The sequence below is a fragment of the Paraburkholderia sp. GAS42 genome (assembly GCF_050436565.1).
Lineage (GTDB): Bacteria > Pseudomonadota > Gammaproteobacteria > Burkholderiales > Burkholderiaceae > Paraburkholderia.
In genome coordinates, this window is record NZ_JBNDML010000001.1 from 408669 (window position 1) to 431975 (window position 23307).

The window sequence follows — 23307 nt, forward strand, 5'->3', positions numbered from 1 at the left end:
GATTCACCGCGTCGCAAACGCAAACCAGCCCGTGCTCGTGACCGACACGCGACGCGGACGACGGCTCGTGCTTCGAACCACAGCCGCTGGACGCGCATTTAGCGTGCGCAGCGTCGTCGGCTTGCGCAGCAGCGTACGCAGCGAGAAACGATGTGAGCCACTACTCACGCGCAGTGCGGCAAAGAAAGAATGAAACCACATACGGATGCCGTCGACGGGCTTCGCTTCACGCCATTGTTCGGCGAGCGCGCGGGTGCGCGCGGAATGATGGCGCAGCGCTCGCATGACATGACGGCGCGCGGGACGCGCTGCTTTCAACGCGGCGCGGGTAAGACCGGTGCTCAATAAAGTGTGCATGGTTTCAGCGAGATGAATGGAGCATCGAACAGGCGGTGGCAGGCGCGCTAAGAGCAGCACCAAATATGCCAGCAGGGTCGATGGAGAAACCGGAAAGCGCGCGGATCGATGCGACAGCAGCCATCGCAGGCCGCGCGCGCACCGCGGAGGCGGGGTTGGCGGTCAACATGCGTGCAGGCTACACGCGATTCATGACGCCAGGAAGTCGGGTTTTTACCCTTGATTACCCCTGGAAAAAGGGTCGTTTCAAACGCCAGATATGAACCGCGATCGCGCGGTGGCGGTCGATTTTCGTGCAGACGCTGCCCCGATGGCGTGCGATGCACCGCGTCACTGCATCGTCTGCAAGGGGGAGCGCGTGGTGAGCCGCCCAGGCGGATCGGGTACGTTTTACAATCCGGTATTAGCCAGCCGACCCGGAATGTCTCCATGTCAGTTCAGTCGCATCAGTCGCATCAGTCGCATCAGTTGCCTCATTCGAAAAAGGAGCAGGTCCAGGAGCTGCGCGACCGCGGCTTCGTCGTCGTGCCCGGACTGCTCACCCCAGAGCGCTGCGGGCAGATGAAGCAGGTTGCAGAGCGGCAGTTGCAGGAGGCCACCTCGCCGCTGGAGTTCGAGGCCGATCTGCGCTATCCGGGCGCCCCCGAGTCGAAATACGCGCCGGGCGGCCACACCGTGCGGCGTCTGCTCGATGCGTACCAGCGCGATCCGCTCTTTCGCGAATGGGCGACTGCGCCCGAGATCCGGGGCTGGATGGAGCTGTATTTCGGCGAGGAGCCGCACCTGTCGCGCGCGCATCACAACTGCATGATGACGAAGCACCCGGCGTACGGCAGCCTGACGGGCTGGCATCGCGATTCGCGGTACTGGTCGTTCGAGCGGGACGATCTGGTGTCGGTGTGGGCCGCGCTCGGACCGGAGACGGTGGATAACGGCGCGCTGTGGTTCGTACCGCTGTCGCATACTGTGCCGTTCACGTCAGACCGCTTCGATCAGGCGAAATTTTTCCGCTCCGATCTGCCCGAGAATCAGGCGCTGATCCAGACGGCCATTTCACCGGAATTGCAGACCGGCGACGTTGTGTTCTTCCACTGCAACACGCTGCATTCAGCGGGCAAGAACATCAGCGACGACGTGAAGTTTTCACTCGTATTCACGTACCACGGCGCGAGCAATGTGCCTTTGCCGGGATCGCGGTCGGCGTCGATGCCGGAAGTCGCGTTCTGAGCACAATGACGATGAGCGGCGGTTTGCGAGCCGCCCATCGTTTGCACGCCTAGCGTTTGCCCGACACGATGAGACCGGTGAGCCCGGCAAGTGTCGCGGCCACGCCGCCGGCGATCAGGAAGATAGTCTTGTTGGTCGGTGCGCCGGTGAAGACGCGTGAGACGTCGTTGCTGAACGAGTTGAACGACTGGCCGCCGAAATACAGCAGCACCACGCCGCCGACGATCAACGCGAACGAGATCGCTCTGGTCATGAAAATCCCTCATCGTTAAACATGGTCGCCGCAGTGTAGGGGAGCGGCGCGGCGGCGTCCATCCTTCGTCCCGCAGTCTGGGGCGATGCAAGCGACGCACCGATTGGCTACCATACATAGTTCCGCGCCTCGCGTGTCAAAGCGCGCGCCTTTTCAGTCTCTATCAGGGAATTCAAGCAATGGCCTATGAAGCAGCATCAGAACGCTATTCGGACATGCAATACCGTGTTTGCGGCAAGTCGGGGCTCAAGCTGCCGGCGTTGTCGCTCGGCCTGTGGCACAACTTCGGCGATACCACGCCGTTCTCGACGCAGCGCGACATCCTGCGCACGGCGTTCGATCTGGGCATTACCCACTTCGATCTGGCGAATAACTACGGGCCGCCGTACGGCAGCGCGGAAACGAATTTCGGCCGCCATTTCAAGGACGACTTCAAGCCGTATCGCGATGAACTGCTGATCTCGTCGAAGGCGGGCTGGGACATGTGGCCGGGTCCGTATGGTCAGGGCGGCGGCTCGCGCAAGTATGTGCTCGCGAGTCTCGATCAGAGCCTGCAGCGCATGGGCCTCGATTACGTCGATATTTTCTATTCGCATCGTTTCGACGCCGACACGCCGCTCGAAGAAACCGCCAGCGCGCTCGCGACGGCAGTGCAGCAGGGCAAGGCGCTATACATTGGCATTTCGTCGTATTCACCGGCGAAGACACGTGAAATGGCGAAGCTGCTGAGCGAATACAAGGTGCCGCTGCTGATTCACCAGCCGGCGTACAACATGCTGAACCGCTGGGTCGAGCATGAACTGCTCGATACGCTCGACGGCATCGGCGCAGGCAGCATCGCGTTTACGCCGCTCGCCCAGGGCCTCTTGACCAGCAAGTATCTGAACGGCGTGCCGCAGGACGCGCGGGTCAACAAGGCGGGTGGCGATTCGCTGAAGCAGGAGCATCTGAGCGCGCAGAACATCGATCACGTGCGCAAGCTGAACGACATCGCGCAACGTCGCGGACAGAGCCTCGCGCAGATGGCGCTTGCGTGGACGCTGCGCGGTGGTCGCGTGACGTCGGCGCTGATCGGCGCGAGCAAGCCGGAGCAGGTGCGCGAGAATGCCGGCGCACTGAAAAACCTCGAGTTTTCGAAGGAAGAACTGGCCGAGATCGATCGCTTTGCGACCGAAGGCGGCGTCAACCTGTGGGAAAAGCCGTCGACCGATCAGCACATCTGATCGACGTCACGATCGGGCAGGCAAGCTGGTACGAAAAGCCGCCGTGAGGCGGCTTTTTCACAAGCGTTGCAAGCGTTCCTGCTTCGATCGATCCGGCTATCCCGCGCGATTCAGGCGCTATCCGGGCGCCCCGATCGCTACACCAGCGCAGGCAGACCTTCGACCAGCAGAACGGCGACGACGACCCCGAGTAGCGCGCCCAGCACGCGCAGGACGTTATGCCTGAACTCGGTTGCACACGGGCACGCGCCAAGGAAGAGCGCGCCGGCTAGCGCCATCGGAATAACCAGAATGAAATCACCGATCGTGAAGTAGGTCGTCATGCTTGTCTCCTTATATGCTGCTCGCACGAGAGGCCGCTGTAGTTGTGATGAAAGCGGCGCGGCCGCGTGATTTGAGTATAGGCGACGGTTTGACCGGCGTAGCGGCGGAATGCGGCGCTGCAGCGTTGCGGTGCGCATGGCCGGAGCCCCGACCGGCGGGCCCCGGCGTGATTAGCCAGTGTTTGAAAGCGGGGCCGGAAAAGCGTAGTGGCGACTTACAGGGATCTTTCGGAGCGCCAGCGCGGTTGTGGTTTACCAGAGGCCGCGACGCAGCATTCAGCCGCGTTCACCGCGCCTGAAGGTTTGCCGGTTTCCAGCGCGAACCCGGCTCACGCGAGGCTGCTCCGTTCACGCGTGCGAAGCCAGTAAGCCGCTGCGATGCCGCACAGCAACAGCAGCGCGACGAGTGTGACAACGCCGTTCCAGCCGTGTGTCGCCCAGACATGTCCGCCGTACGAACCGACGACGCTCGACCCCAGGTAATACGCGAGCAGATACAGCGCGGCGGCCTGGCCTTTGGCCGCTTTCGCGAGCCGGCCGACCCAGCCGCTCGCCACCGCGTGTCCCGCGAAAAACCCGAAGGTCAGACACGCGATGCCGCCGGCGATCGCTGCAACCGGATGCAGCAATGTCAGCCCGACACCGACCAGCATGAGCACGAGGCTCGCGATCAGCACTCGCCCGCGACCAAACGTGTCGGCCATGCGTCCGGACCACGGCGATGCGACCACGCCCGTCAGATACACGACGAAGATCGCACCGATCTCCGCCTGGCTCAGTTGATAAGGCGGCGCGAGCAGCCGGTAGCCGATGTAGTTGTACAGCGTGACGAAGCTGCCCATCAGCACGAAAGCCATGAGGAACAGCACGGGCAGGCCGGAGGTGGCGAAATGCCTCGCCAGCGCCGCGCGATGATGCGAAAAGCCCAGCCCGCGACGCGGCACGAAATGGCGCGACGGCGGCAACAGCGTTCGAAACGCGAGCATCGACAGAAGGCCGAGCAGGCCGATCGTCGCGATCGACACGCGCCAGCCGAACAGATTCGCGACGATGCCGGTAATCACGCGCCCGGCCATGCCGCCAATCGCCGTGCCGCCGACATACAAACCCATCGCGAGACCGAGCCCGTCCGGATGCACTTCTTCAGCGAGGTATGCCATCGCGACGGCGGGCACGCCGCCGAGCGCGAGCCCTTCGAGCGCCCGCAACACCAGCAGCTGATGCCACTGCGGCGCGAACGCAACCGCCAGCGTGAGCACGGACGATGCAGTGAGCGAAGCGGTCATCAACCGGTGCCGGCTCCAGCCTTCCGACACGAATCCCGCGACGAAGATCGCGAACGCGAGCGCGATCGTCGTCAGCGAGAGCGAAAAGCTGCTTTGCGCGGGGCTGACGCCGAAGGTCGTCGAGAACGCCGGGAGCAACGGCTGCACGCAGTAGAGCAACGAAAACGTGGCGTAGCCGGCAAACAGCAGCGCGAGACTTGCGCGCCAGTAGGTGCGAGTGCCGCGCTCCAGATAAGGGATGCCGGAAGCGTTTTCGGGCGAACTGTCCGGCGAAGGCGATGAAGACGGAGACAGGGCCGGTGAAGGAACAGCCGGATCAGGCATCCGGTCGGATTCCGGTGAGGCGTTCACGAAGCGGTCTCCCGAAAAGCAAAGGCCTCAACGATACCCCGATCGCGCTGGGGGCGTGGTCGAGCCGGGCAATGCCTGACGCGTGTCGTGGCGGCGCTAACCGCGCGTTGCAGCCTGGCCGGAAGTCGCGCCCGAAGGTGCACCGGACGGCGCGTCGGGATGCACGATCTGCTCGTCGGTGGGCAACAGCGATGCGTCCCAGCCGCCGCCGAGTGCCTTGATCAGCGCGACGCTCGCGGCCATCCGGCGGCGCGCGATGGCGACCGCCTGACGTTCGTTCGAGAGGGCCGTCGTCTGTGCGACGACGACGTCGAGATAGGTGATCGCGCCGTTCTTGTAGCGGTTCGAGATCACGGCAAGCGCGCGTTCCGCGGCCGTCACCGCATCGTCCTGCGCGTGCGCTTCCTGTTCGAGCACACGCAGAGCGGCGAGATTGTCTTCGACGTCGCCGAATGCGCCCAGCACCGTCTGACGGTACTTCGCGACGCTTTCGTCGTAGTGCGCCTGTGCCTGTTCCTTCACCGCAGCGCGCCCGCCGAAATCGAGCAGCGTGCCCGCGATCGTCGGCCCAAGCGACCAGAAGCGCGCCGGTGCCATCAGCCATGAACTGTAGTTTGTCGCTTCAAGACCGCCCGTCACCGACAAAACCAGATTCGGGAAGAACGCCGCAGTCGCGACGCCGATCTGCGCGTTCGTCTGCGCCATCTGGCGTTCCGCCGATGCGATATCGGGCCGACGTTCGAGCAGCGTCGAAGGCACGCCGGTCGGCGCCACGACCGGCACGGCGACAAGCGGCTCGACCGGCAGCGAGAACGTCGACGGACTCTGGCCCGCGAGAATCGCAATCGCGTGTTCAAGCTGCGCGCGTTGCACGTCGAGATCGATTGCCTGCGCTTCGGTCGTGCGCAACTGGGTTTGCGCCTGCGCGACATCGGCGTCGGTGGCAATACCGCCCGCCCGCCGATGTTGCGTCAGATCGAGCGCGTCGCGATACGCCTTGATCGTGTTGTCGAGCAGCTGATGTTCCTGATCGATGCCGCGCAGCTCGAAGTAATCGGTGGCGAGTTCCGCCTCTATCGACAGCAACGCAGACTGCGCGTCGGCGGCGCTTGCCTGCGCACCCGCTTTTGCGCCTTCGACGCTGCGCGAAATGCGACCCCACAGATCGGGTTCCCACGACGCGTCAGCCTGCACGACGTAGTCGTTGAGCGTGAGACCGGCGGTCGACTTGTGCAGCACATTCGCTGACGAACGCGCCCGCGAATAATCGCCCGAGGCGCTCACCGTCGGGAAGAAACTGGAGCGGAACTGCGCGACGGTCGCGCGGGCCGCGCGGAAGCGCGCCTGCGCGGCCTGCACGTCCTGGTTTTCGGTCGCGACGCGCGCTTCGAGCGCGTTCAGTTCGCTGTCGCCATAGACTTCCCACCACGCGCCGCGCGGGCCGAGATCGGCCGGTTGCGCGGGTTTCCAGCCGGTGCCTTCGAGTTCCTTATACGCGGCGGCATTCGTCGCGGTGGGTTTGACATAGTCCGGACCCACCGCGCAGCCCGCGAGCATGCACGCGGCGGCGATCGCTGAAAGCGAAAGACGCAGCCCGCGCCGACGATGTGAACGGTGAAGTCGCATGCTCACTGTCCAGCCTTCCCTGACGACGCGCCGTCGGCGTTCGCATTCGCCGTTGCAGCCGTGCCGCTCGCAGCGCCACCGCCTGCGTTGTCCTTCTTCGGCGGAACGACGCGAACGGGTGCGCCGTTGACGATCGAATCCTGCGGATTGAGGATCACCCTCTCGTCGCCCTGCAAACCGGACGCGACCGCGACGCGCGTGCCGAAGTCCGTCCCAAGCGAAACGGCTACGAGCTTCACGTGATTGTCCGGCGTGACGGTGGCGACCTTCACGCCGTCCGGCCGGAACAGGAACGCGTTGCCGGGCAAAGTGAACGGCGCCGAGCCCGCGCCGAGCGCGAAGTGCACCTGTGCGTAAGCGCCCGGCAGCAGATCGCCGTTGCGGTTATCGACGTCCACTTCGACGAGCATCGTGCGTTGCGTCGGATCGACGGAACCTGCCGTGCGCGCCACCTTGCCCGGATAGTGTTTCGCCGGCGCTTCAGTCAGCGTGAGATACGCGGTCTGCTGTGCCTGAACCTGCTGCGCATACGCCTGCGGCACGCTGACGTACACGCGCAACCGGTCGGCCTGAGCAACATGGAACAGCTCCTTCGCCGGGCCACCGGAACTGCCGGCATCGATCAACGCGCCGACATCGACGTTACGCGCGGTCACGATGCCGTCGAACGGCGCGAAGACCTTCTGGAACGACTGCGTCTTTTCAAGCCGCGCGACATTGAAACGCGACGAATCGAGCGTCGCTTTCTTCGCGAGCATGTCGCCGACCTTCTCATCGGTTTCCTGCTTCGAGACCGAGTTGCTTTTCAGCATGTCGGTCCAGCGGTCGGCTGTGGTTCTGGAGAGCGCGTAATTGGCCTGCGCGTTCGCAAGGTCGGCACGCGCGGCGCGCAACTGATCGTCGACTTCCGGCGTATCGATTTCGGCGAGCAGCTGGCCGGCCTTCACGTGCGCGCCGATATCGGCGTACCACTTGCGCAGATAGCCGTTCGTGCGCGCGTAGATCGGCGTGTCGAGAAACGCCTGCACGTTGCCCGGCAGCACGAGATCGAGCGATGCATCCGACTTCTGCGGATGCACGACTTCGACGCTCGTCTGGCCCGCATGCGCGGCGTCGCGCTCGAGTGCGGCGTGCGCGCTGTGCCGCGACCAGATGCCTTGCGCCGCGAGCGCCAGCACGACGATGACCGCCACCACGACGCCCCAGCGCGCGCGCTTCGGCATTGCCGTTGCGTGCGCGTTGTCGTCGTGACGCTCAAGACCTTTGCCTTCCATCAATGCCCCACATCAGGATGTTTTTGAACCACGCTTTCCGACGCGCGCAACCGCCGTGCCGCGAGCCGCTTATAGATCAGCGAGAAGACCACTGGCACGAAAATCAGCGTTGCGAGCGTGCCGATCGTCAGGCCGCCGATCACCGCACGACCGAGCGGCGCGTTCTGTTCGCCGCCTTCGCCAAGGCCGATTGCCATCGGCACCATGCCGATCACCATCGCGAGTGCGGTCATCAGCACCGGACGGAATCGCGTGAAGCCAGCATCGATGGCCGCGCGCGTCGCGTCGCCGTGTTCGAGCAGCTGCTCGCGCGCGAAGCTGATCACGAGAATCGAGTTTGCCGTCGCGATGCCGATACACATGATCGCGCCGGTGAGCGCCGGAATCGACAAGGTGGTGTGCGTCAGGAACAGCATCCAGACGATACCCGCGAGCGCGCCCGGCAGCGCGGTAATGATGATGAACGGATCGAGCCACGACTGGAAGTTCACGACGATCAGCAGATACACCAGCACGATCGCGAACACGAGACCGGCGAAGAGACCGGAGAACGAATCGTTCATGGTCTGCACCTGGCCGCGCAGTTCGATGGTCGAACCCCTCGGCAGTTCGGATTTCGCATCTGCGATGATCTTCGAAATGTCGTCGGAGATGGCGCCCAGGTCGCGGCCGTCGGGGGTGCCGTAGATGTCGATCGTCGTTTGCGCGTTGTAGTGATTGATGACCGCGTTGCCCGCTTCGCGACGCATCGTCGCGAGCGAACCGAGGATGTTGCTCTTGCCGTTCGCGTTCAGCGGAATATTCGCGAGCGCCTGCAGCGAATCGATCGTGTATTGCGGCGCTTCCGTGATCACGTTGTAGCTGACGCCGTTCTTCGGATTCAGCCAGAACGTGGGGGTCGTCTGCTGGCTACCCGATAGCGTGATCAGCAGATTGCTCGCCACGTCTTTCTGCGTGAAGCCGGCCTGCTGCGCGCGCGTGCGGTCGACATCGATGAAGATACGCGGCAGGTCGGACGGTTGCTGGATGCGCGCATCGGCGAGACCGGGCACGCTGCGCAAACGGTTGAGCAGACGCGCGGCGAACGCGCGATTGCCTTCGACATCGCGCCCGACGACCTGAATATCGATCGGTGACGGCATGCCGAAGTTGAGCGTCTGGCTGACGATGTCGGCGGGCAGGAATGCGAACTGCACGCCTGGGAATTCGTCGGCGAGCGTGCGGCGCAACGTGCGGACGTATTCAGCCGTCGGATGATGATCGGCGTTCAGCGTGATCAGTACATCCGCGTCTGACGTGCCGATCGTGCCCGTGTTGCTGTACGACAGGTTGATACCCGACACCGGCAGGCCGATGTTGTCGATCAGGGAATGCAGTTCCGAAGGCGGAATCAGCTGACGAATCCGCGTATCGACGCGGTCCGTCACCACCGCGGTTTCCTCGACGCGCATGCCGGTTTTCGCGCGCAGATGCAGCGCGATCGTGCCGGCATCGACCTGCGGAAAGAAGTCGCGGCCAAGAAATGGCATCAGCAGCATCGAGGCGCCGCAGCACGCCAGAAACACCATCACGAACACGCCGGGCTTCTCGACGCGCGCCACCAGAAACGCGCGATAGCGGTCGCGCACGCGCGCGAACCCGCGTTCGAATGCCAGATGCACGCGCATGAACGGATTGCGGGTCGTCTCGCTCGCGTGCAGGTCTTCCTTGCGATGGTGATAGCGCAGCAGGTATTTCGCGAGCGTCGGCACGAGCGTCCGCGAAAAGAAGTACGACGCGAGCATTGCAAACACGACCGCTTCAGCGAGCGGAATGAACAGATAGTGCGCGACGCCCGTCAGCAGGAACATCGGCACGAACACGATACAGATCGATAGCGTCGACACGAGCGTCGGAATCGCGATCTGATGTGCGCCGTCGAGAATCGCCTGTTCGAGGTTTTTGCCCTGCTCCAGCTGATGGCTGATGTTTTCGATCGCGACCGTCGCGTCGTCCACCAGTATGCCGACCGCGAGCGCGAGCCCACCCAGCGTCATGATGTTGATCGTTTCGCCAAGCGCGGAAAGCGCGATGACCGACGTGATCATCGACAGCGGAATCGACACCGCGATGATCAGCGTCGCACGCCAGTTGCCGAGGAAGAGCAGGATCATCAGCCCGGTGAGGCCGGCGGCGATCAGCGCTTCACGCAGCACGCCCTGCACCGAAGCGCGCACGAACAGCGACTGGTCCGCGACCGGATCGATGTTCAGCGATTCGGGCACGAGATTGCGCAGCGTCGGCATCATGTTCTTGATGCGGTCGACGATTTCCAGGGTCGACGTGTTGCCGCTCTTGTTGATCGTCAGCAGCGACGCGCGCTGGCCGTTCACGCGCACGATGTTGGTCTGCGGCTGGTAACCGTCGCGTACATGCGCGACGTCGCGGATATAGACGGTGCCGTTCGCGGTGGATTTGATCGGGATGTTGTTCAGGCCCGCGAGCGAATCGGGGCTCGCGTTCATCTGCACCGAATATTCAGTCGAACCGATTTTCGCGGTGCCCGACGGCAGGATCAGGTTCTGCGCGGTGACCGCATTCACCACATCCATCGGCGACAGATTGCGTTCCTGCAACCTGCGCGAATCGATATCGATCATGATCTGACGCTGCTTGCCGCCATACGGCAGCGGCGCCGACGCACCCGGCACGGTGGCGAGCTGCGTCTTCAGGAAGTTATTGCCGAAGTCGTACAGTTCCTGCTCGGTCAACGAAAGCGACGACAGCGACAGCCGCAGGATCGGCACTGTCGATGCGTTGTAGCGAAGGATAAACGGCGGCGTGATGCCCGGCGGCAGCGAACGCAGTTGAGACTGCGACAGTGCGGTGACTTCCGCGAGCGCCTCGTCGATATTCGCGTGTGGCTGGAAGAAGATCTTGACGACGGCGATGCCGTTCAGCGACGTCGATTCGACATGCTCGATATCGTTCACCGCCACCGAGAGCCCGCGCTCGTAGTTGAGCACGATGCGCTTTTCTATCTCGTCGGCGGGCAGGCCGTTGTACGACCAGATGACCGACAGCACGGGAATGTCGATGTTCGGAAAAATATCCGTCGGCGTGCGCATGATCGTCAACGGACCGACGATCAGCAGCAGCAGGGCAAGCACGATAAACGTGTACGGGCGCCGGAGCGCGAGTCGAACGATCCACATGGAACGGCGCGAGTCTGGGCTGGTCGGTTGAAAGCCGGGCTGGCTGCGCGGCGTGGACCGCCTGCGTTGCGCGAACGAAAGCTGCGCCCAGCCTGCGCGACCGGAATATAACGCGTATCGTAGTCCTCATGCGTGATTTTGGGATACGGGTGCCCCAAGGTTTATGATGGACCTGTTACGAGGCATTACACGTCGGCTTTTCGTAAGTGGAATTCGCCGAAACAAGGGGTGATAAGCCCTTATTTTTTGCTTTCCCAAGCCGTACAAAACGTGAACAATGGGTTTGAAGGCCTTCTCCGCGTTCCACGCGATGCAGGTTAGGTGCGCACGCAACGTTTCTGGCGACGCGGCGCTTTTATCGCCACACGACCGGCGCTTCATTCGAGCCGGCAAAGAGAACGGGGAAACATCATGCAAGTCGGTTCTATCGTCCGCTCCGTGCATATCGCCGTGCCTCAGGGCGCACGCGGTATCGTCATGCGCATCCTTGGCGACATGGCCATGGTGGCGTGGTACGCCGGTGAACCCGGCACGTCTATCCAGCTGAATACAGAACCTTTCTTCCTCGAAGATCTGATCGATACAGGCGAGCAGGTACGCCCCGCCAGCGCGCAGATGCACTGAACGCGGTTCGCGCGCGGCGCATCGCGCGCGTGTGCAGGATGGCTGAGGGCTGCATGAGGCGCAGGCGGGAGCCGGCGCCTCGCGTGCCCGTCGCGGTCGCCACGTGCGCCACGTACGTCGCTCACATCGCGTTTGACGCTCGTCATCGAGTGCGGCGCGGCGCACAATGCGGGCATGAACGACGACACTCCTGATCTGCAGGACGGTGCTTCCAGCTCCGTTCCTTTCGCCCGGCTGACGCCGGAATGCGTGCTCGACGCCATCGACAGCGTCTTGAGCACCGCTGGCCAGCGCACCGATGGCCGCATGCTCGCACTCAACAGCTACGAAAACCGCGTCTTCCAGGTGGGCGTCGAAGACGGGCCACCGGTCGTCGCGAAGTTCTATCGTCCCGAGCGCTGGACCGACGAAGCCATTCTGGAAGAGCACGCTTTCGTCGCCGACCTCTACGCGCGCGAAATCCCGGCGGTGCCGGCGCGTGTGTTCGAAGGCCGCTCGCTTCACACGTTCGATGGTTTTCGTCTCGCGATTTTCGAGCGTCGGGGCGGGCGCGCGCCCGATCTCGATCACAGCGACACGCGCGAATGGCTCGGGCGTTTTATCGGCCGCATTCACGCCGTGGGTCAACTACAGCCATACGCGGCGCGCCCGACGCTCGATATCCAGACCTTCGGCTACGAGCCGCGCGACTTTCTGCTATCACAGCGTTTTGTCCCCGATGACGTTCGGACCGCCTGGGAAACGGTGGTGAATCTTTCGCTGGAGGGCGTGGAGCGCGCGTTCGAGCGTGCCGGCGAGATCCGCCCGCTGCGCGTTCACGGCGACTGTCACCCGAGTAACGTGCTATGGACCGACGCCGGCCCGCATTTCGTCGACTTCGACGACAGCCGCATGGCTCCCGCTATCCAGGATTTGTGGCTGCTGCTGCCGGGTGAGCGCGCGGAAGCGTCGCGCGCGCTAACGGATCTGCTCGCCGGCTATGAAGACTTCTGCGATTTCGAGCCACGGGAGCTGTATCTGGTCGAGGCGTTGCGCACGCTGCGGCTGATCCACTACTCGGCGTGGCTCGCGCGACGCTGGGACGATCCGGCGTTTCCCGCCGCGTTTCCGTGGTTCAACACGCAACGCTATTGGGAAGACCGCATTCTCGAACTGCGCGAGCAGATCGGCGCGATGCAGGAAGGGCCGCTCTGGCCTGTTTGATCTTTGTGCTTGCCCGCGTTCGCGGTGTTCCTCGAACGCCGGCACTCACGGCAAGGTCGTCGCGACGCGCGTGCCATCCAGTGTCGACTTCACGATCACCTGCGCCCGCACATCCCGTCCGACGGCTTCCATCGCCGGACGCATCTGCGCGAATTCATCCGGCGAGCAGACGTCGCTCGCGAAATGCGTGCTGCCGTCGCGCGTGACTTCGATGACGTTGGTCGTCGGATCGAACGTGTACTGCGAGCGGAAATCGAGGAAACGGTCCTGCGCCTGCGCCGGCTCGGGCATGTCGAGCACGCGGAAATTCGCCGGCAGCGTGATCTGCGTGCGCTCATGCAGCTCGACATTGCGGCACACAAACGGCTGTGTGCGTTGACGTTCGCCGAGCCAGTAGTGCGTATCCGATTCGAAGCCGCCCGCGAGGCTGGTGAGCGTTGGAATCGACGCCGCCGCGCCGGGCACGACAAGACTCTCCAGCGTGCCGCGCATGGTGAGCACGAGCGGGCCTTCGGTGGCGGCGAGGTTGCTGGTCGTGAGCGTCGCCGCGCCGCGCAGGTTCGCGTTACGCAATTCGCCCTGCAGCGATTCCTCGCGCTGTGCGGGTGTCTGCATCCGCAGCATCGTGCGACCCTGCTCGGCGGCCCAGCCGGTCGCTTCGAGTGTGTAGACGAAGGTGGCCGAGCCGTCGGGCGTCACCACGATCGACAGATCCGAACGCCGTGACATGGCCGCCGTCGCCGGCGTGCCCGCGAGCACGCCTTCGTCGACGGGCAGCGCCGGGCGGTTCATGTCGGTCGACGGCAGGAAGCCGAACTCGACGTTCGTCGCGGTCGAATCGGCATAGAGCCGTAGATCGGGCAGCCACGAAATCACATGGTTGATGACGCCGTAGCCCGGCACCGTGGGCAGCGAATAGATCGTGCCGCTGCTGATCAGCGCCGGCTCGCTGCGGATGCCGACCGCGTCGAGCAGCGCACCGTACAGCGCCACGTGGTCCTTGCAGTCGCCGTAGCGGTACGCGAGGATCTCGCTCGCCCGATGCGGGATGACGGCGCCGCGTCCCACGTTGATCGCGACGTAGCGCACGTTCTTGCGCACCCAGTCGTAGAGCGTTTTCGCTTTTGCGCGCGGCGTGGAGTCGTTTGCGGTGAGCGAGCGGGCGAGCGCGACGACGGCAGGATCCGCCGCGCTCGCATCGACCGACGACGCGCGATACGTCGCCGCAAACGACGCGTAGTCCGGGAACGTCGACACCATCAGCCGGTCGCCATACGACACGTAGGCCACCGAGCCGTATTCGAGCCGCCCGAAATGCGCCTTGTCGTAGCGGAATTCGTAGCGCGTGCGGCCGTCTTTCGTGACCGGCGCGATCGTCGTGAAGCCGCGCGCGTCGGCATACAGCGGTTTGCCGGCGGGCAGATCGTAGATGAGCCTGAAGTTGTGCGTCGGCGCGAGGTCGGGCGGTGTGAAGTCGCTGAAATGGCCCGGCACGATCGGCACTTTCTGCGTTTTCCGGTACGTCAGATGCACGCGCGCGCCGGTTTCGACCGCGGGAAAGACGATCACCTTTTCCTGGATGTCCTGAAACATCGGCGCGTCGAACGAGCGGGCTTCCTGCACGTCGCGGATCTGCTCCGGCCTGACATCGTGACGTACGCCATCCACGCCGGCCGTATACGCCTCGATGATCTCGACGTCCGCCATGTTGCGGTTGAACCAGATGTACTGCTGCGCGACCCGCGCGACGCCCGCCTCGTTGTTCACGAGCAGCGTCATCGAATCGAGCTTGGTGAACGAGCCGTCCTCGTTGACCGTGAAGGTCTGCGTTTCGCCTTCATTGGTGTACGGCTCGACCGGCTGGGCCGAAGCGCTGATGTTCGCGGCGCAGGCGAGCGTCGACCAGACGAGTATCAGGATGCAGGCAGGCGGAAGGAAGCGCATGGTGTTCAGGCATCCAGACGAACTGCAATGATCGTTATATTGCGGGTTCACGTACTTAAAGGTCTGCCGAAGCCAAAGTCAAGCGGCCACCCCACACAGTGCGGACGGTCGTTCCAGCCAGCGCGTGAGGCGCACGTCGCGCGATCTGTCATACGCCGTAACGGTCCGCTGCGGCACGCCCAATTGAGAATTTTTCCTGTCTGTGTAATGATAGCCATTCTCATTTGAAAGGTATCGCCAGCCACCGTCACATGTCTCCTCTGTGATGGCCAGCCAGCCACGCCTTTTGCCGGATGCGGTTGCTGTTTCCAGTCTCACCCATCCGATGCAATCCACCTGATTTCACGCCAGCGGCGCGCCCTGCAAAGGCATCGCGGCGCGCTGGCCGTGTGCCTTTGCCCCTGCGCCTGGAGCCCGAAGTGAACGCGCCTGAATCGATCGAAGTACAACCCGTTGCGCCCGCCAGTACGACGCGCTACCGGCAGCACGCTACCGAACCGGACCATCATCTGATGGACGATGCCGAGCGGGCCGCGCGCAAACAGCGTTCGCGGCGCGCGACGTTCATCAAGTGGCTGCGCAAGGTACACGGCTGGGTTGGCCTGTGGGGCGCGGCGATCGGTCTGCTGTTTGGCGTGACCGGTTTTCTGCTGAATCACCGCGCGGGGCCGTTGAAGGTGTCGTCAGGCGAGCCGCAGGTCGAGCAGTTGCAGATCGCGTTGCCGGAGGGCAGCAGGTTCAGGTCGCCGATGGACATGGCGCACTGGCTCAAGGGCGAACTGAAGATCGAAGGCAATCCCGGCAGGGCGCGTCGCGAGCCGTCGCACCCGGTGGCGTGGGGCGACCATAGCGTCGTGCAGCCGGAGTTCTGGCAGGTCGGCTTCGCCGGCACGAAAGAGAACCTGCAGGCGGAGTACTGGGTTGGCAACGACTACGTCTCAGTCAAGCGCACGCAGAACTCGTTTCTCGGTGAGCTGAACAACCTGCACCGCGGTGTCGGGTTGAGCATCGGCTGGGTGCTCTTCATCGACACGTTCGCAGGCGGGATTCTGCTGCTGTCGCTAACCGGCGTGCTGCTGTGGACTGAGTTGAACAGGCGTCGCACGGTGGGTGTTGTGCTCGTGCTGGGGTCGATTGCTGCTGCGGTCATGACCGGGCTGATCTAGCGCGCGGACCTGACGATCAGAGCGCCGCCGCGCGTTGCCCGCTTCCGCGCCGCGGCCTGCGTCTGAAATTGAACGTGTGAGGTCACGCGACGGACGTTGCTTGCGTCACACGCTGCAGGTTGCGTCTCCACTGGCCGCTACTTCGCGCGCGGCCTTCGCGCCTTCCACCTGGAGCAAGGTCGGCAGCGAGACACCGTTCTTCGCCGCCGTCACCTCCGCGAGAATCGACACGGCAATCTCCGGCGGCGTGCGGCTGCCGATGTAGATGCCGACCGGCCCGTGCAGACGCGCGAGTTCCGTTTCGTTGAGATCGAACTCCTTCAGCCGTTCGCGCCGCGCCGCGTTGTTGCGCCGCGAGCCCAGCGCACCGACGTAGAACGCAGGCGTTTTCAGCGCTTCCATCAGCGCGAGGTCGTCGAGCTTCGGATCGTGCGTGAGCGCGATAACAGCACAGCGCTCGTCGAGCTTCATGTCGAGTACCGTATCGTCCGGCATCGTGCGGACGATCTTTGTGCCCGGAATATCCCACTCGTCGGTGTACTCTTCGCGCGGATCGCAGACGGTGACCTGATAGTCGAGTCCGACCGCGATGTTGCAGAGATAGCGCGATAGCTGCCCCGCGCCGATCACGAGCATCCGGTAGCGCGGACCGTGGATCGTCAGGAGACGCTTTTCGTCGAAATCGACGCCATCGGTTGCCTGCGCCGGGGTGAGGCTCACAGCGCCTGTCGACATGTCGACCGTGCGGGCGACCAGTTCGCCGCGCTCCACCGAGTCGCACAGTTCGGCGATGCCGCTTTGCATCGTCAACGGTTCGAGCACCAGCTGGATGGTGCCGCCGCACGGCAGGCCGAAGCGGTGCGCTTCCTCAGCGGTGATGCCGTATTTGACGGCTTCGGGCCTGGCCTGCTCGATGCCGTGCTGACGCACACGATCGATCAGGTCGTCTTCGATACAGCCGCCCGACACCGAGCCGACGACGAGGCCATCGTCGCGCACGGCGAGCATCGCGCCTTCCGGGCGCGGCGAAGATCCCCACGTTTTCACCACCGTCACCAGCAGAACGCGATGTCCCTGCTCTAGCCACCGGGCGCTGGATTTCAGGACTTCGAGATCCACGCTGTCCATGATTTCTTCCTCTTCGGTGCGTCTTTACCGGGCGCCGCCTCTGTCGCCTGTGGCGATTCCGGCTCTTCACCCGATTCTATCGGTTCCGCCGCGGCCACGTTGTCCTCGCCGTCAGCGCCTTCGCCCGTCACCTGCGCGCTGAAGCGCTTGAAAAACTCACCGGCGATCTTGCGCGCCGCGCCATCGACGAGCCGCGAGCCGATCTGCGCAAGCTTGCCGCCGACCTGCGCGCTCGCCGTGTACGACAGCTTTGTCGATTCGTCGCCGTCGGGTTCGAGCGTGACGTGCGCGTTGCCTTTGCCGAAGCCGGCCGCGCCGCCCTGGCCTTCGAAGACAATTGTGTACGTGTGGGGCGCGTCGATATCGGTGAGCAGCATGCGGCCCTTGAAGCGCGCCTTCACGGGCCCGACCGATGCGCTCATCGCTACGGCATAGGCATTCTCGCCATCCGGCTCGATGCTGTCGCAGCCGGGAATCGATGCGCGCAGGATCGCGGTGTCGTTCAGCGCTTCCCATGCGCGTTGCTGCCGGACCGGCAGCGTATAACTTTCGGTCAGTTCCATGCGGATGCTCCTCCTGTTATCGTGGCTGCACGCGTGGCGCGGGGCGCGCGCGTGAGCTGCGCGAGATCGCGGCCAAAAGCGGCCAGGCTGTCCAGATTATGAACCGGGCGGTGTGCGTCGACATGCGGCAGCATCGCCTGCACGCCGCGCGCTTTCGGCGCGAAGTCGCTGTAACGCAGCAGCGGATTGAGCCAGACAAGGCGATGGGCGAAGCGATGCAGGCGCGCCATTTCGGTGTCGAGCACATCGATCGCATCGTGATCGAGGCCGTCGGTCACGAGCAGTACGGTGGCTCTGCCGGTCAGCACGCGTCGGGCCCAGCGGCGGTTGAATTCGGCGAGTGCAGCGCCGATACGCGTGCCGCCGGACCAGTCGACAACCTGTTCCGCGATTGCCGCAATCGCCACGTCCGGGTCGCGCTCGCGCAGCGCGCGGGTGGCATTGGTGAGGCGCGTGCCGAAGAGGAACACCTGCAGGCGTTCGCGCGATTGCAGGAGCGCATGGCAGAAGTACAGCACGGCGCGCGAATAGCTGCTCATCGAACCGGAGATGTCGAGCAGCAGCACGAGCGGCGGCTTGCGCTCCACGACCGCGCGGTATTTCCACACGGTCCAGTCGCCGCCCGCGCGTACCGCGTGGCGCGCGCTCGCACGCAGGTCCGCGTGCGTGCCGCGTGACGAAGCCTTGAGCCGTCGCGTGGGCTCCATCGCGAGCGGCAGGCGCTGGCCGCGAATCAGGTGACGCAGCGTGCGCCATTCGTCGGCGGTGAGCGTGTCGAAGTCGCGGTGGCGCAGGCGCTCTTCGGCGCTGAAGGTCACATGCGCGTGCAGTTCGTGCTGCGCGGTTTCCTGCGGGCTATGGCCGGGTTTCGATGGCGGCGGCCGGATGGCGAGCGCGTCCGCGAGGCGGTTGTTGCGGCGCGGCGGTGGCAGGCCGCCCTTCACTTTCGGAAGCAGGAGCGTGCGCAGCTTGCCTTCCCAGTCGGGGTCGCGCCAGAAAAGGTCGAAGGCGGCATTGAACAGATCGCGCTCATCGGGCGCGGAGACGAGCAGCGCGGCGAGCGCGGCGCGTACATCATCGCGGCGACCAGGGTCGATCCAGTGCAGCGCCGCCAGAGCGTCGACGGCCTGCGCGGGCGACATCGGCAGCCCCGCGCCGCGCAGTACCCGCACGAAATGCACGACGTTGTGCGCCAGTGTGTGGGTGCCTTCCGGCGATGCGTTGAGCGAAGCAGCGGCCAGGCCGCGCGCAGGCCCGCCACGAGTGGGGGTGACGGGGGAAGGTGTTCGCGGCACCGTCGTCACTCCGGCACGGCGAGACATTGCGCGATCTGCTCCGCGTCGATTCGCGCGAGATCGTCCTGATACTTGAGCAGCACGCCGAGCGTGTTCTGCACCGACTGCGGATCGAGTTCGGTCACACAGAGCGCAGAAAGCGCGCGGCACCAGTCGATCGTTTCGGCGATGCCCGGCGCCTTGAACAGGTCCATGCCGCGCAGCCGGTGCACGAAATCGACGGCGCGCCGCTGCAGTTCCGCCGAGGTTTCCGGCGCACGCGCCGCAACAATCGCCAGTTCGCGGTCGCGATCGGGATAACCGATCCACTGGTACAGGCAACGACGCTTCAACGCATCGTGCACTTCGCGCGTGCGGTTCGACGTCATCACGACGAGCGGCGGTTGCTCCGCGCGCACGGTGCCGTATTCGGGAATCGATACCTGGAAATCGGACAGCAGTTCAAGCAGGAATGCTTCGAACGGCTCATCGGCGCGGTCGATTTCGTCGATCAGCAGCACGCGCCGCGCGCCCGGGTGATGTTCGTCGGGCATCAGCGCCTGCAAAAGCGGGCGCTTCAGCAGGAATTCGCTGCGATAGAGCGTGTCGTTGCCTGGCCGTTCGCCGGATGCTTCGGCGAGCCGCAGCGCCATGATCTGGCGCGGGTAGTCCCATTCGTACAGCGCGCTCGCCGTGTCGAGGCCTTCGTAGCATTGCAGACGCAGCATCGTTGTGCCAAGCAGGCCGGCGGCGGCCTTGGCGAGTTCGGTCTTGCCGACGCCCGGCTCGCCTTCGACAAACAAGGGCCGCTCCATGCGCAGCGCGAGATAGAGCGCGGTCGCGAGTTCGCGGCTCGCGAAGTAGCCCTGAGCGGTGAGCTGTTCCAGGGTGGCGTCGATTGAATCGGGCTGCGTGATTGTCATGGGGTTATGGGGTCATGGGCAATCTCAAGGCACGGCGGTGAGGCGGTACGGCGCGGGCGTCGGACGGCACGACGCAGGTCGCCGATGCGTCCTGTTGCCCGGCGCCGGCCCGACATCCTGAGCCGGCGCCGCCGGTCACGCCTCGCGCTCGTGCGACTTCAACCCCCGCCGGCGCTGGTAGCGCCAACTGCCCGCGCCGTCAGCACCGGAATCAGATGCGCGCGATAGTCGGCGCTCGCGTGCATGTCGGTGTTGAGGTTGCTGGCGTCGATCGTCACGGCGCGTGCGGCCGCCGGCGTGAAATTCGCGGCGAGCGCCTGTTCGAGCGCCGTCGCGCGGAACACGGAAGATGCCGCGCCCGTCACCGCCACACGCACGCCGTCCGCGGTTCTGGCGACGAACACGCCGACCAGCGCAAAGTGCGACGCCGGGTTGTTGAACTTCTCGTACGCGCTGCGCTCGGGCACCGGGAATTCGACGGCGGTGATCAGCTCATCGGGTTCGAGCGCGGTCTCGTACATGCCGACGAAGAAATCGTCGGCGGTGATGCGCCGCCGGTCCGTGACGACGGTTGCGTCGAGGCCGAGCACCGCGGCCGGATAGCATGCGGCCGGATCGTTATTGGCGAGCGATCCGCCGATCGTGCCGAGCGCGCGCACCTGCCGGTCGCCGATGTTCGCGGCGAGCCCGGCGAGGCCGGGCAACACGCGTTGAATATCGGCGTTGCCAGCCACGTCCGCGTGACAGACGGCGGCGCCGATCGTCACGGTTTTCGCGTCCACCTTGATCTCCTTCAGCGCGGCGATGCGCGTGACGTCGATCAGCTTCGATGGCTGCGCGAGTCGCAGACGCATCGTCGGCAGCAGGCTTTGTCCGCCTGCGAGGTATTTCGCTTCGCTGTCCGCGTTCAGGGCCGCGACGGCGGCTTTCGCGTCGGATGCGCGTTGATAGTCGAATGCATACATGTCGGCTTCTCCGCTTACGTCGTCGGGTTTTGTGCAGCGTGGATCGCGGACCACACGCGATGCGGTGTCGCAGGCATTTGCAGGTCGGTCACGCCGAGCGGTGCGAGCGCGTCGATGATCGCGTTGATCACCGCCGGCGGCGAGCCGATCGCGCCCGCCTCACCGCAGCCCTTTACGCCGAGCGGATTGTGCGTGCACGGCGTGCCCTTCGCGGTTTCGACAGTGAAGCTCGGCAGGTCGGATGCACGCGGCATTGCGTAATCCATGTATGAGCCGGAAAGCAGCTGCCCGCTCTCGTTGTCGTACACGCAGCGTTCCAGCATCGCCTGACCGACGCCCTGGCCGATGCCGCCGTGCACCTGACCTTCGACGATCATCGGATTGATCACGTTGCCGAAATCGTCCACTGCGGTGAACTTCTGGATGCGGGATTCGCCTGTATCCGGATCGACTTCGACTTCGCAGATGTACGCGCCGGATGGATAGGTGAAGTTGGTCGGATCGTAGAACGCGCTTTCGTCGAGGCCCGGTTCGAGCTTGTCGAGCGGATAGTTGTGCGGCACGTACGCGGCGAGCGAGATATCGGCGAATGCCTTCGTGCGGTCGGTGCCCGCGACGCGGAAGACGCCGTCCTTGAACTCGATGTCTTCGGCGGCCGCTTCGAGCAGATGTGCGGCGATCTTTTTGGCTTTCGACTCGATCTTGTCCAGCGCCTTCATGATCGCCGCGCCGCCCACCGAGATCGACCGCGAGCCATATGTGCCCATGCCGAACGGAATGCGTCCGGTGTCGCCGTGCACGACTTCGACGCTTTCGAGCGCGATCCCGAGGCGGTCAGCGACAACCTGCGCGAAGGTCGTTTCATGCCCCTGCCCGTGGCTATGCGAGCCGGTGAACACGGTGACCGAGCCGGTCGGATGCACGCGGATCTGGCCGACTTCGAACAGCCCGGCCCGCGCGCCCAATGCGCCTGCGATGTTCGACGGCGCGAGACCGCACGCCTCGATGTAGCACGAGTAGCCGAGGCCGCGCCGCTTGCCGTTCTTTTCCGATTCCTGTTTGCGCGCCGCGAAGCCTTTGACGTCCGCGAGTTCGATCGCGCGGGCGAGGATGGTTTCGTAATCGCCGGTGTCGTAGGTGAGGCCGACCGGCGTCGCATAAGGAAACTCATGGATGAAGTTGCGTCGGCGGATTTCGGCCGGATCGAGCTTCATCTCGCGCGCGGCCGTCTCGACCAGACGTTCGACCACGTACGTCGCTTCCGGACGGCCGGCGCCGCGATAGGCATCGACTGGCACCGTGTTCGTGAAGACCGCCTTCACTTCGGCATAGATGGCGGGCGTCGCGTACTGGCCGGCGAGGAGCGTCGCATAAAGGATCGTCGGTATGGCGGTGGAAAATGTCGACAGGTACGCGCCCATGTTGGCGATCGTGTGGATGCGCATCGCGAGGAATTTGCCGTCCGCGTCCATCGCAAGTTCAGCTTTCGTCACATGGTCGCGGCCGTGGGCGTCGGAGATGAAGGCTTCCGAGCGTTCCGCTGTCCACTTGACCGGGCGACGGATCTTCTTCGATGCCCACGTCAGCGCGACATCTTCCGCGTACAGGTAAATCTTCGAACCGAAGCCGCCGCCGACATCCGGCGCGATGATGCGCAGTTTCGACTCGGGTAGCGCGAGTACGAACGCGGCCATCAGCAGGCGCTCGACGTGCGGATTCTGGTTCGACACGTAGACCGTGTAGCTGTCGTCCTGCGGCGACCAGCTCGCGTTGACCGCGCGCGGTTCGATCGCGTTCGGGATCAGGCGCTGGTTGACGATGTCGAGCGTGGTCACGTGCGCGGCCCTGGCGAAGGCGGCATCGGTGGCGGCCTTGTCGCCGTGGCCCCAGGTGTAGCAGGTGTTGTCGGGTACTTCGTCGTGGACGGCGGGCTGGCCTGGATCGGCGGCATGCCCGGTATCGACGATGGCGGGCAGCACGTCGTAGTCGATGTCGATCAGTTCGGCGGCGTCTTTCGCGGCCTTGATCGAATCGGCGATCACGAGCGCGACCTGGTCGCCGACGTGACGCGCCTTCGTATGCGCGATGACGGGATGCGGCGGCTCGTTCATCGGTTTGCCGTCGATGCTGTGGATCAGCCAGCCGCACGGCAGGCCGCCGACGCTATCGGCCGCCATGTCGGCGCCGGTAAAGATCGCGACGACGCCCGGCGACGCTTTGGCGGTTGCGGTGTCGATGCTTTTGATGCGTGCGTGCGCGTACGGCGAGCGCAGGAAGATCGCGTACGTCTGCTGCGGCAGGACGATGTCATCGGTGTACTGACCGTTGCCGGTCAGGAAGCGATAGTCTTCCTTGCGCTTGACCGATGCGCCGATGAGGCGATGGTTGTCGGGTGCGTTCATC

At 64.5% G+C, this 23307-nt stretch carries 20 protein-coding genes; 6 read left to right on the forward strand and 14 right to left on the reverse strand.

The features are described 5' to 3' along the window. Positions 1–3 precede the first annotated feature (3 nt). Positions 4–357: a hypothetical protein gene (locus P3T16_RS01890; RefSeq protein ID WP_429255063.1), complete on the reverse strand. Its 354-nt coding sequence runs from the start codon at positions 355–357 to the stop codon at positions 4–6. Positions 358–437: 80 nt separating this feature from the next. Between P3T16_RS01890 and P3T16_RS01895 the strand changes: the two genes are divergently transcribed. Both P3T16_RS01895 and P3T16_RS01900 read left to right on the forward strand, forming a co-directional pair. Continuing rightward, positions 438–620 carry a hypothetical protein gene (locus tag P3T16_RS01895; RefSeq protein ID WP_429340964.1) on the forward strand — a complete coding sequence of 61 codons (183 nt, stop codon included), beginning with the start codon at positions 438–440 and terminating at the stop codon, positions 618–620. 166 nt (positions 621–786) lie between these two features. Then, positions 787–1584 (forward strand): phytanoyl-CoA dioxygenase family protein, encoded by a 798-nt coding sequence (locus P3T16_RS01900; RefSeq protein WP_429340965.1) that lies wholly within the window; start codon positions 787–789, stop codon positions 1582–1584. A 49-nt stretch (positions 1585–1633) separates the two neighbouring features. Here the strand turns inward: P3T16_RS01900 and P3T16_RS01905 are convergent, their stop codons facing one another. Continuing rightward, entirely contained in the window at positions 1634–1837 is a 204-nt protein-coding gene (locus P3T16_RS01905) for a DUF3185 family protein (protein ID WP_429255060.1), read from the reverse strand. A gap of 179 nt (positions 1838–2016) precedes the next feature. On the opposite strand from P3T16_RS01905, the gene mgrA reads away from it, so the two are divergent. Then, entirely contained in the window at positions 2017–3060 is a 1044-nt protein-coding gene (gene mgrA / locus P3T16_RS01910; protein ID WP_429340966.1) for an L-glyceraldehyde 3-phosphate reductase, read from the forward strand. Between the two features lie 137 nt (positions 3061–3197). Here the strand turns inward: mgrA and P3T16_RS01915 are convergent, their stop codons facing one another. The 5 genes from P3T16_RS01915 to P3T16_RS01935 all read right to left on the reverse strand — a co-directional run bounded on the left by P3T16_RS01915 (position 3198) and on the right by P3T16_RS01935 (position 11114). Beyond that, the gene (locus P3T16_RS01915) at positions 3198–3383 is read right to left on the reverse strand and encodes a hypothetical protein (protein ID WP_090534779.1); all 186 of its coding nucleotides are present in this window, start codon (positions 3381–3383) and stop codon (positions 3198–3200) included. Positions 3384–3712: 329 nt separating this feature from the next. After that, positions 3713–4993: an MFS transporter gene (locus tag P3T16_RS01920; RefSeq protein WP_429341058.1), complete on the reverse strand. Its 1281-nt coding sequence runs from the start codon at positions 4991–4993 to the stop codon at positions 3713–3715. 123 nt (positions 4994–5116) lie between these two features. Next, positions 5117–6646: an efflux transporter outer membrane subunit gene (locus P3T16_RS01925; RefSeq protein ID WP_429340967.1), complete on the reverse strand. Its 1530-nt coding sequence runs from the start codon at positions 6644–6646 to the stop codon at positions 5117–5119. 2 nt (positions 6647–6648) lie between these two features. Next, positions 6649–7920, reverse strand: a complete 1272-nt coding sequence (locus P3T16_RS01930; RefSeq protein WP_429340968.1) for an efflux RND transporter periplasmic adaptor subunit — start codon at positions 7918–7920, stop codon at positions 6649–6651. Continuing rightward, the gene (locus tag P3T16_RS01935) at positions 7920–11114 is read right to left on the reverse strand and encodes an efflux RND transporter permease subunit (RefSeq protein ID WP_429340969.1); all 3195 of its coding nucleotides are present in this window, start codon (positions 11112–11114) and stop codon (positions 7920–7922) included. The genes P3T16_RS01930 and P3T16_RS01935 overlap by 1 nt, the downstream gene beginning before the upstream one ends. A gap of 411 nt (positions 11115–11525) precedes the next feature. Between P3T16_RS01935 and P3T16_RS01940 the strand changes: the two genes are divergently transcribed. Continuing rightward, a complete protein-coding gene (locus tag P3T16_RS01940) occupies positions 11526–11738 on the forward strand; it encodes a hypothetical protein (RefSeq protein WP_090534767.1) in 213 nt (70 codons plus the stop codon). Between the two features lie 174 nt (positions 11739–11912). Beyond that, a complete protein-coding gene (locus P3T16_RS01945; protein WP_429340970.1) occupies positions 11913–12941 on the forward strand; it encodes a serine/threonine protein kinase in 1029 nt (342 codons plus the stop codon). A 45-nt stretch (positions 12942–12986) separates the two neighbouring features. Here the strand turns inward: P3T16_RS01945 and P3T16_RS01950 are convergent, their stop codons facing one another. Then, positions 12987–14885 (reverse strand): DUF3857 domain-containing transglutaminase family protein, encoded by a 1899-nt coding sequence (locus P3T16_RS01950; protein ID WP_429340971.1) that lies wholly within the window; start codon positions 14883–14885, stop codon positions 12987–12989. 419 nt (positions 14886–15304) lie between these two features. Here P3T16_RS01950 and P3T16_RS01955 point away from each other — a divergent pair, with 419 nt between their 5' ends. Then, complete coding sequence (locus tag P3T16_RS01955; protein ID WP_429255053.1) at positions 15305–16051, forward strand: PepSY-associated TM helix domain-containing protein; 747 nt, start codon at positions 15305–15307, stop codon at positions 16049–16051. Positions 16052–16156: 105 nt separating this feature from the next. On the opposite strand, the gene P3T16_RS01960 is transcribed toward P3T16_RS01955, so the two are convergent. The 6 genes from P3T16_RS01960 to P3T16_RS01985 all read right to left on the reverse strand — a co-directional run bounded on the left by P3T16_RS01960 (position 16157) and on the right by P3T16_RS01985 (position 23306). Continuing rightward, positions 16157–17179, reverse strand: a complete 1023-nt coding sequence (locus P3T16_RS01960) for an XdhC family protein (protein WP_429340972.1) — start codon at positions 17177–17179, stop codon at positions 16157–16159. Further along, positions 17152–17742: a CoxG family protein gene (locus tag P3T16_RS01965; protein WP_429255051.1), complete on the reverse strand. Its 591-nt coding sequence runs from the start codon at positions 17740–17742 to the stop codon at positions 17152–17154. Before P3T16_RS01965 ends, P3T16_RS01960 begins: the two co-directional genes overlap by 28 nt. Beyond that, positions 17733–19064 (reverse strand): vWA domain-containing protein, encoded by a 1332-nt coding sequence (locus P3T16_RS01970; RefSeq protein ID WP_429340973.1) that lies wholly within the window; start codon positions 19062–19064, stop codon positions 17733–17735. Before P3T16_RS01970 ends, P3T16_RS01965 begins: the two co-directional genes overlap by 10 nt. Next, positions 19043–19939, reverse strand: a complete 897-nt coding sequence (locus tag P3T16_RS01975; RefSeq protein ID WP_429255049.1) for an AAA family ATPase — start codon at positions 19937–19939, stop codon at positions 19043–19045. The genes P3T16_RS01970 and P3T16_RS01975 overlap by 22 nt, the downstream gene beginning before the upstream one ends. Before the next feature lie 158 nt (positions 19940–20097). Continuing rightward, positions 20098–20904 carry an FAD binding domain-containing protein gene (locus P3T16_RS01980; protein WP_429255048.1) on the reverse strand — a complete coding sequence of 269 codons (807 nt, stop codon included), beginning with the start codon at positions 20902–20904 and terminating at the stop codon, positions 20098–20100. Between the two features lie 14 nt (positions 20905–20918). After that, positions 20919–23306, reverse strand: a complete 2388-nt coding sequence (locus tag P3T16_RS01985; RefSeq protein ID WP_429340974.1) for a xanthine dehydrogenase family protein molybdopterin-binding subunit — start codon at positions 23304–23306, stop codon at positions 20919–20921. Position 23307 lies beyond the last annotated feature (1 nt).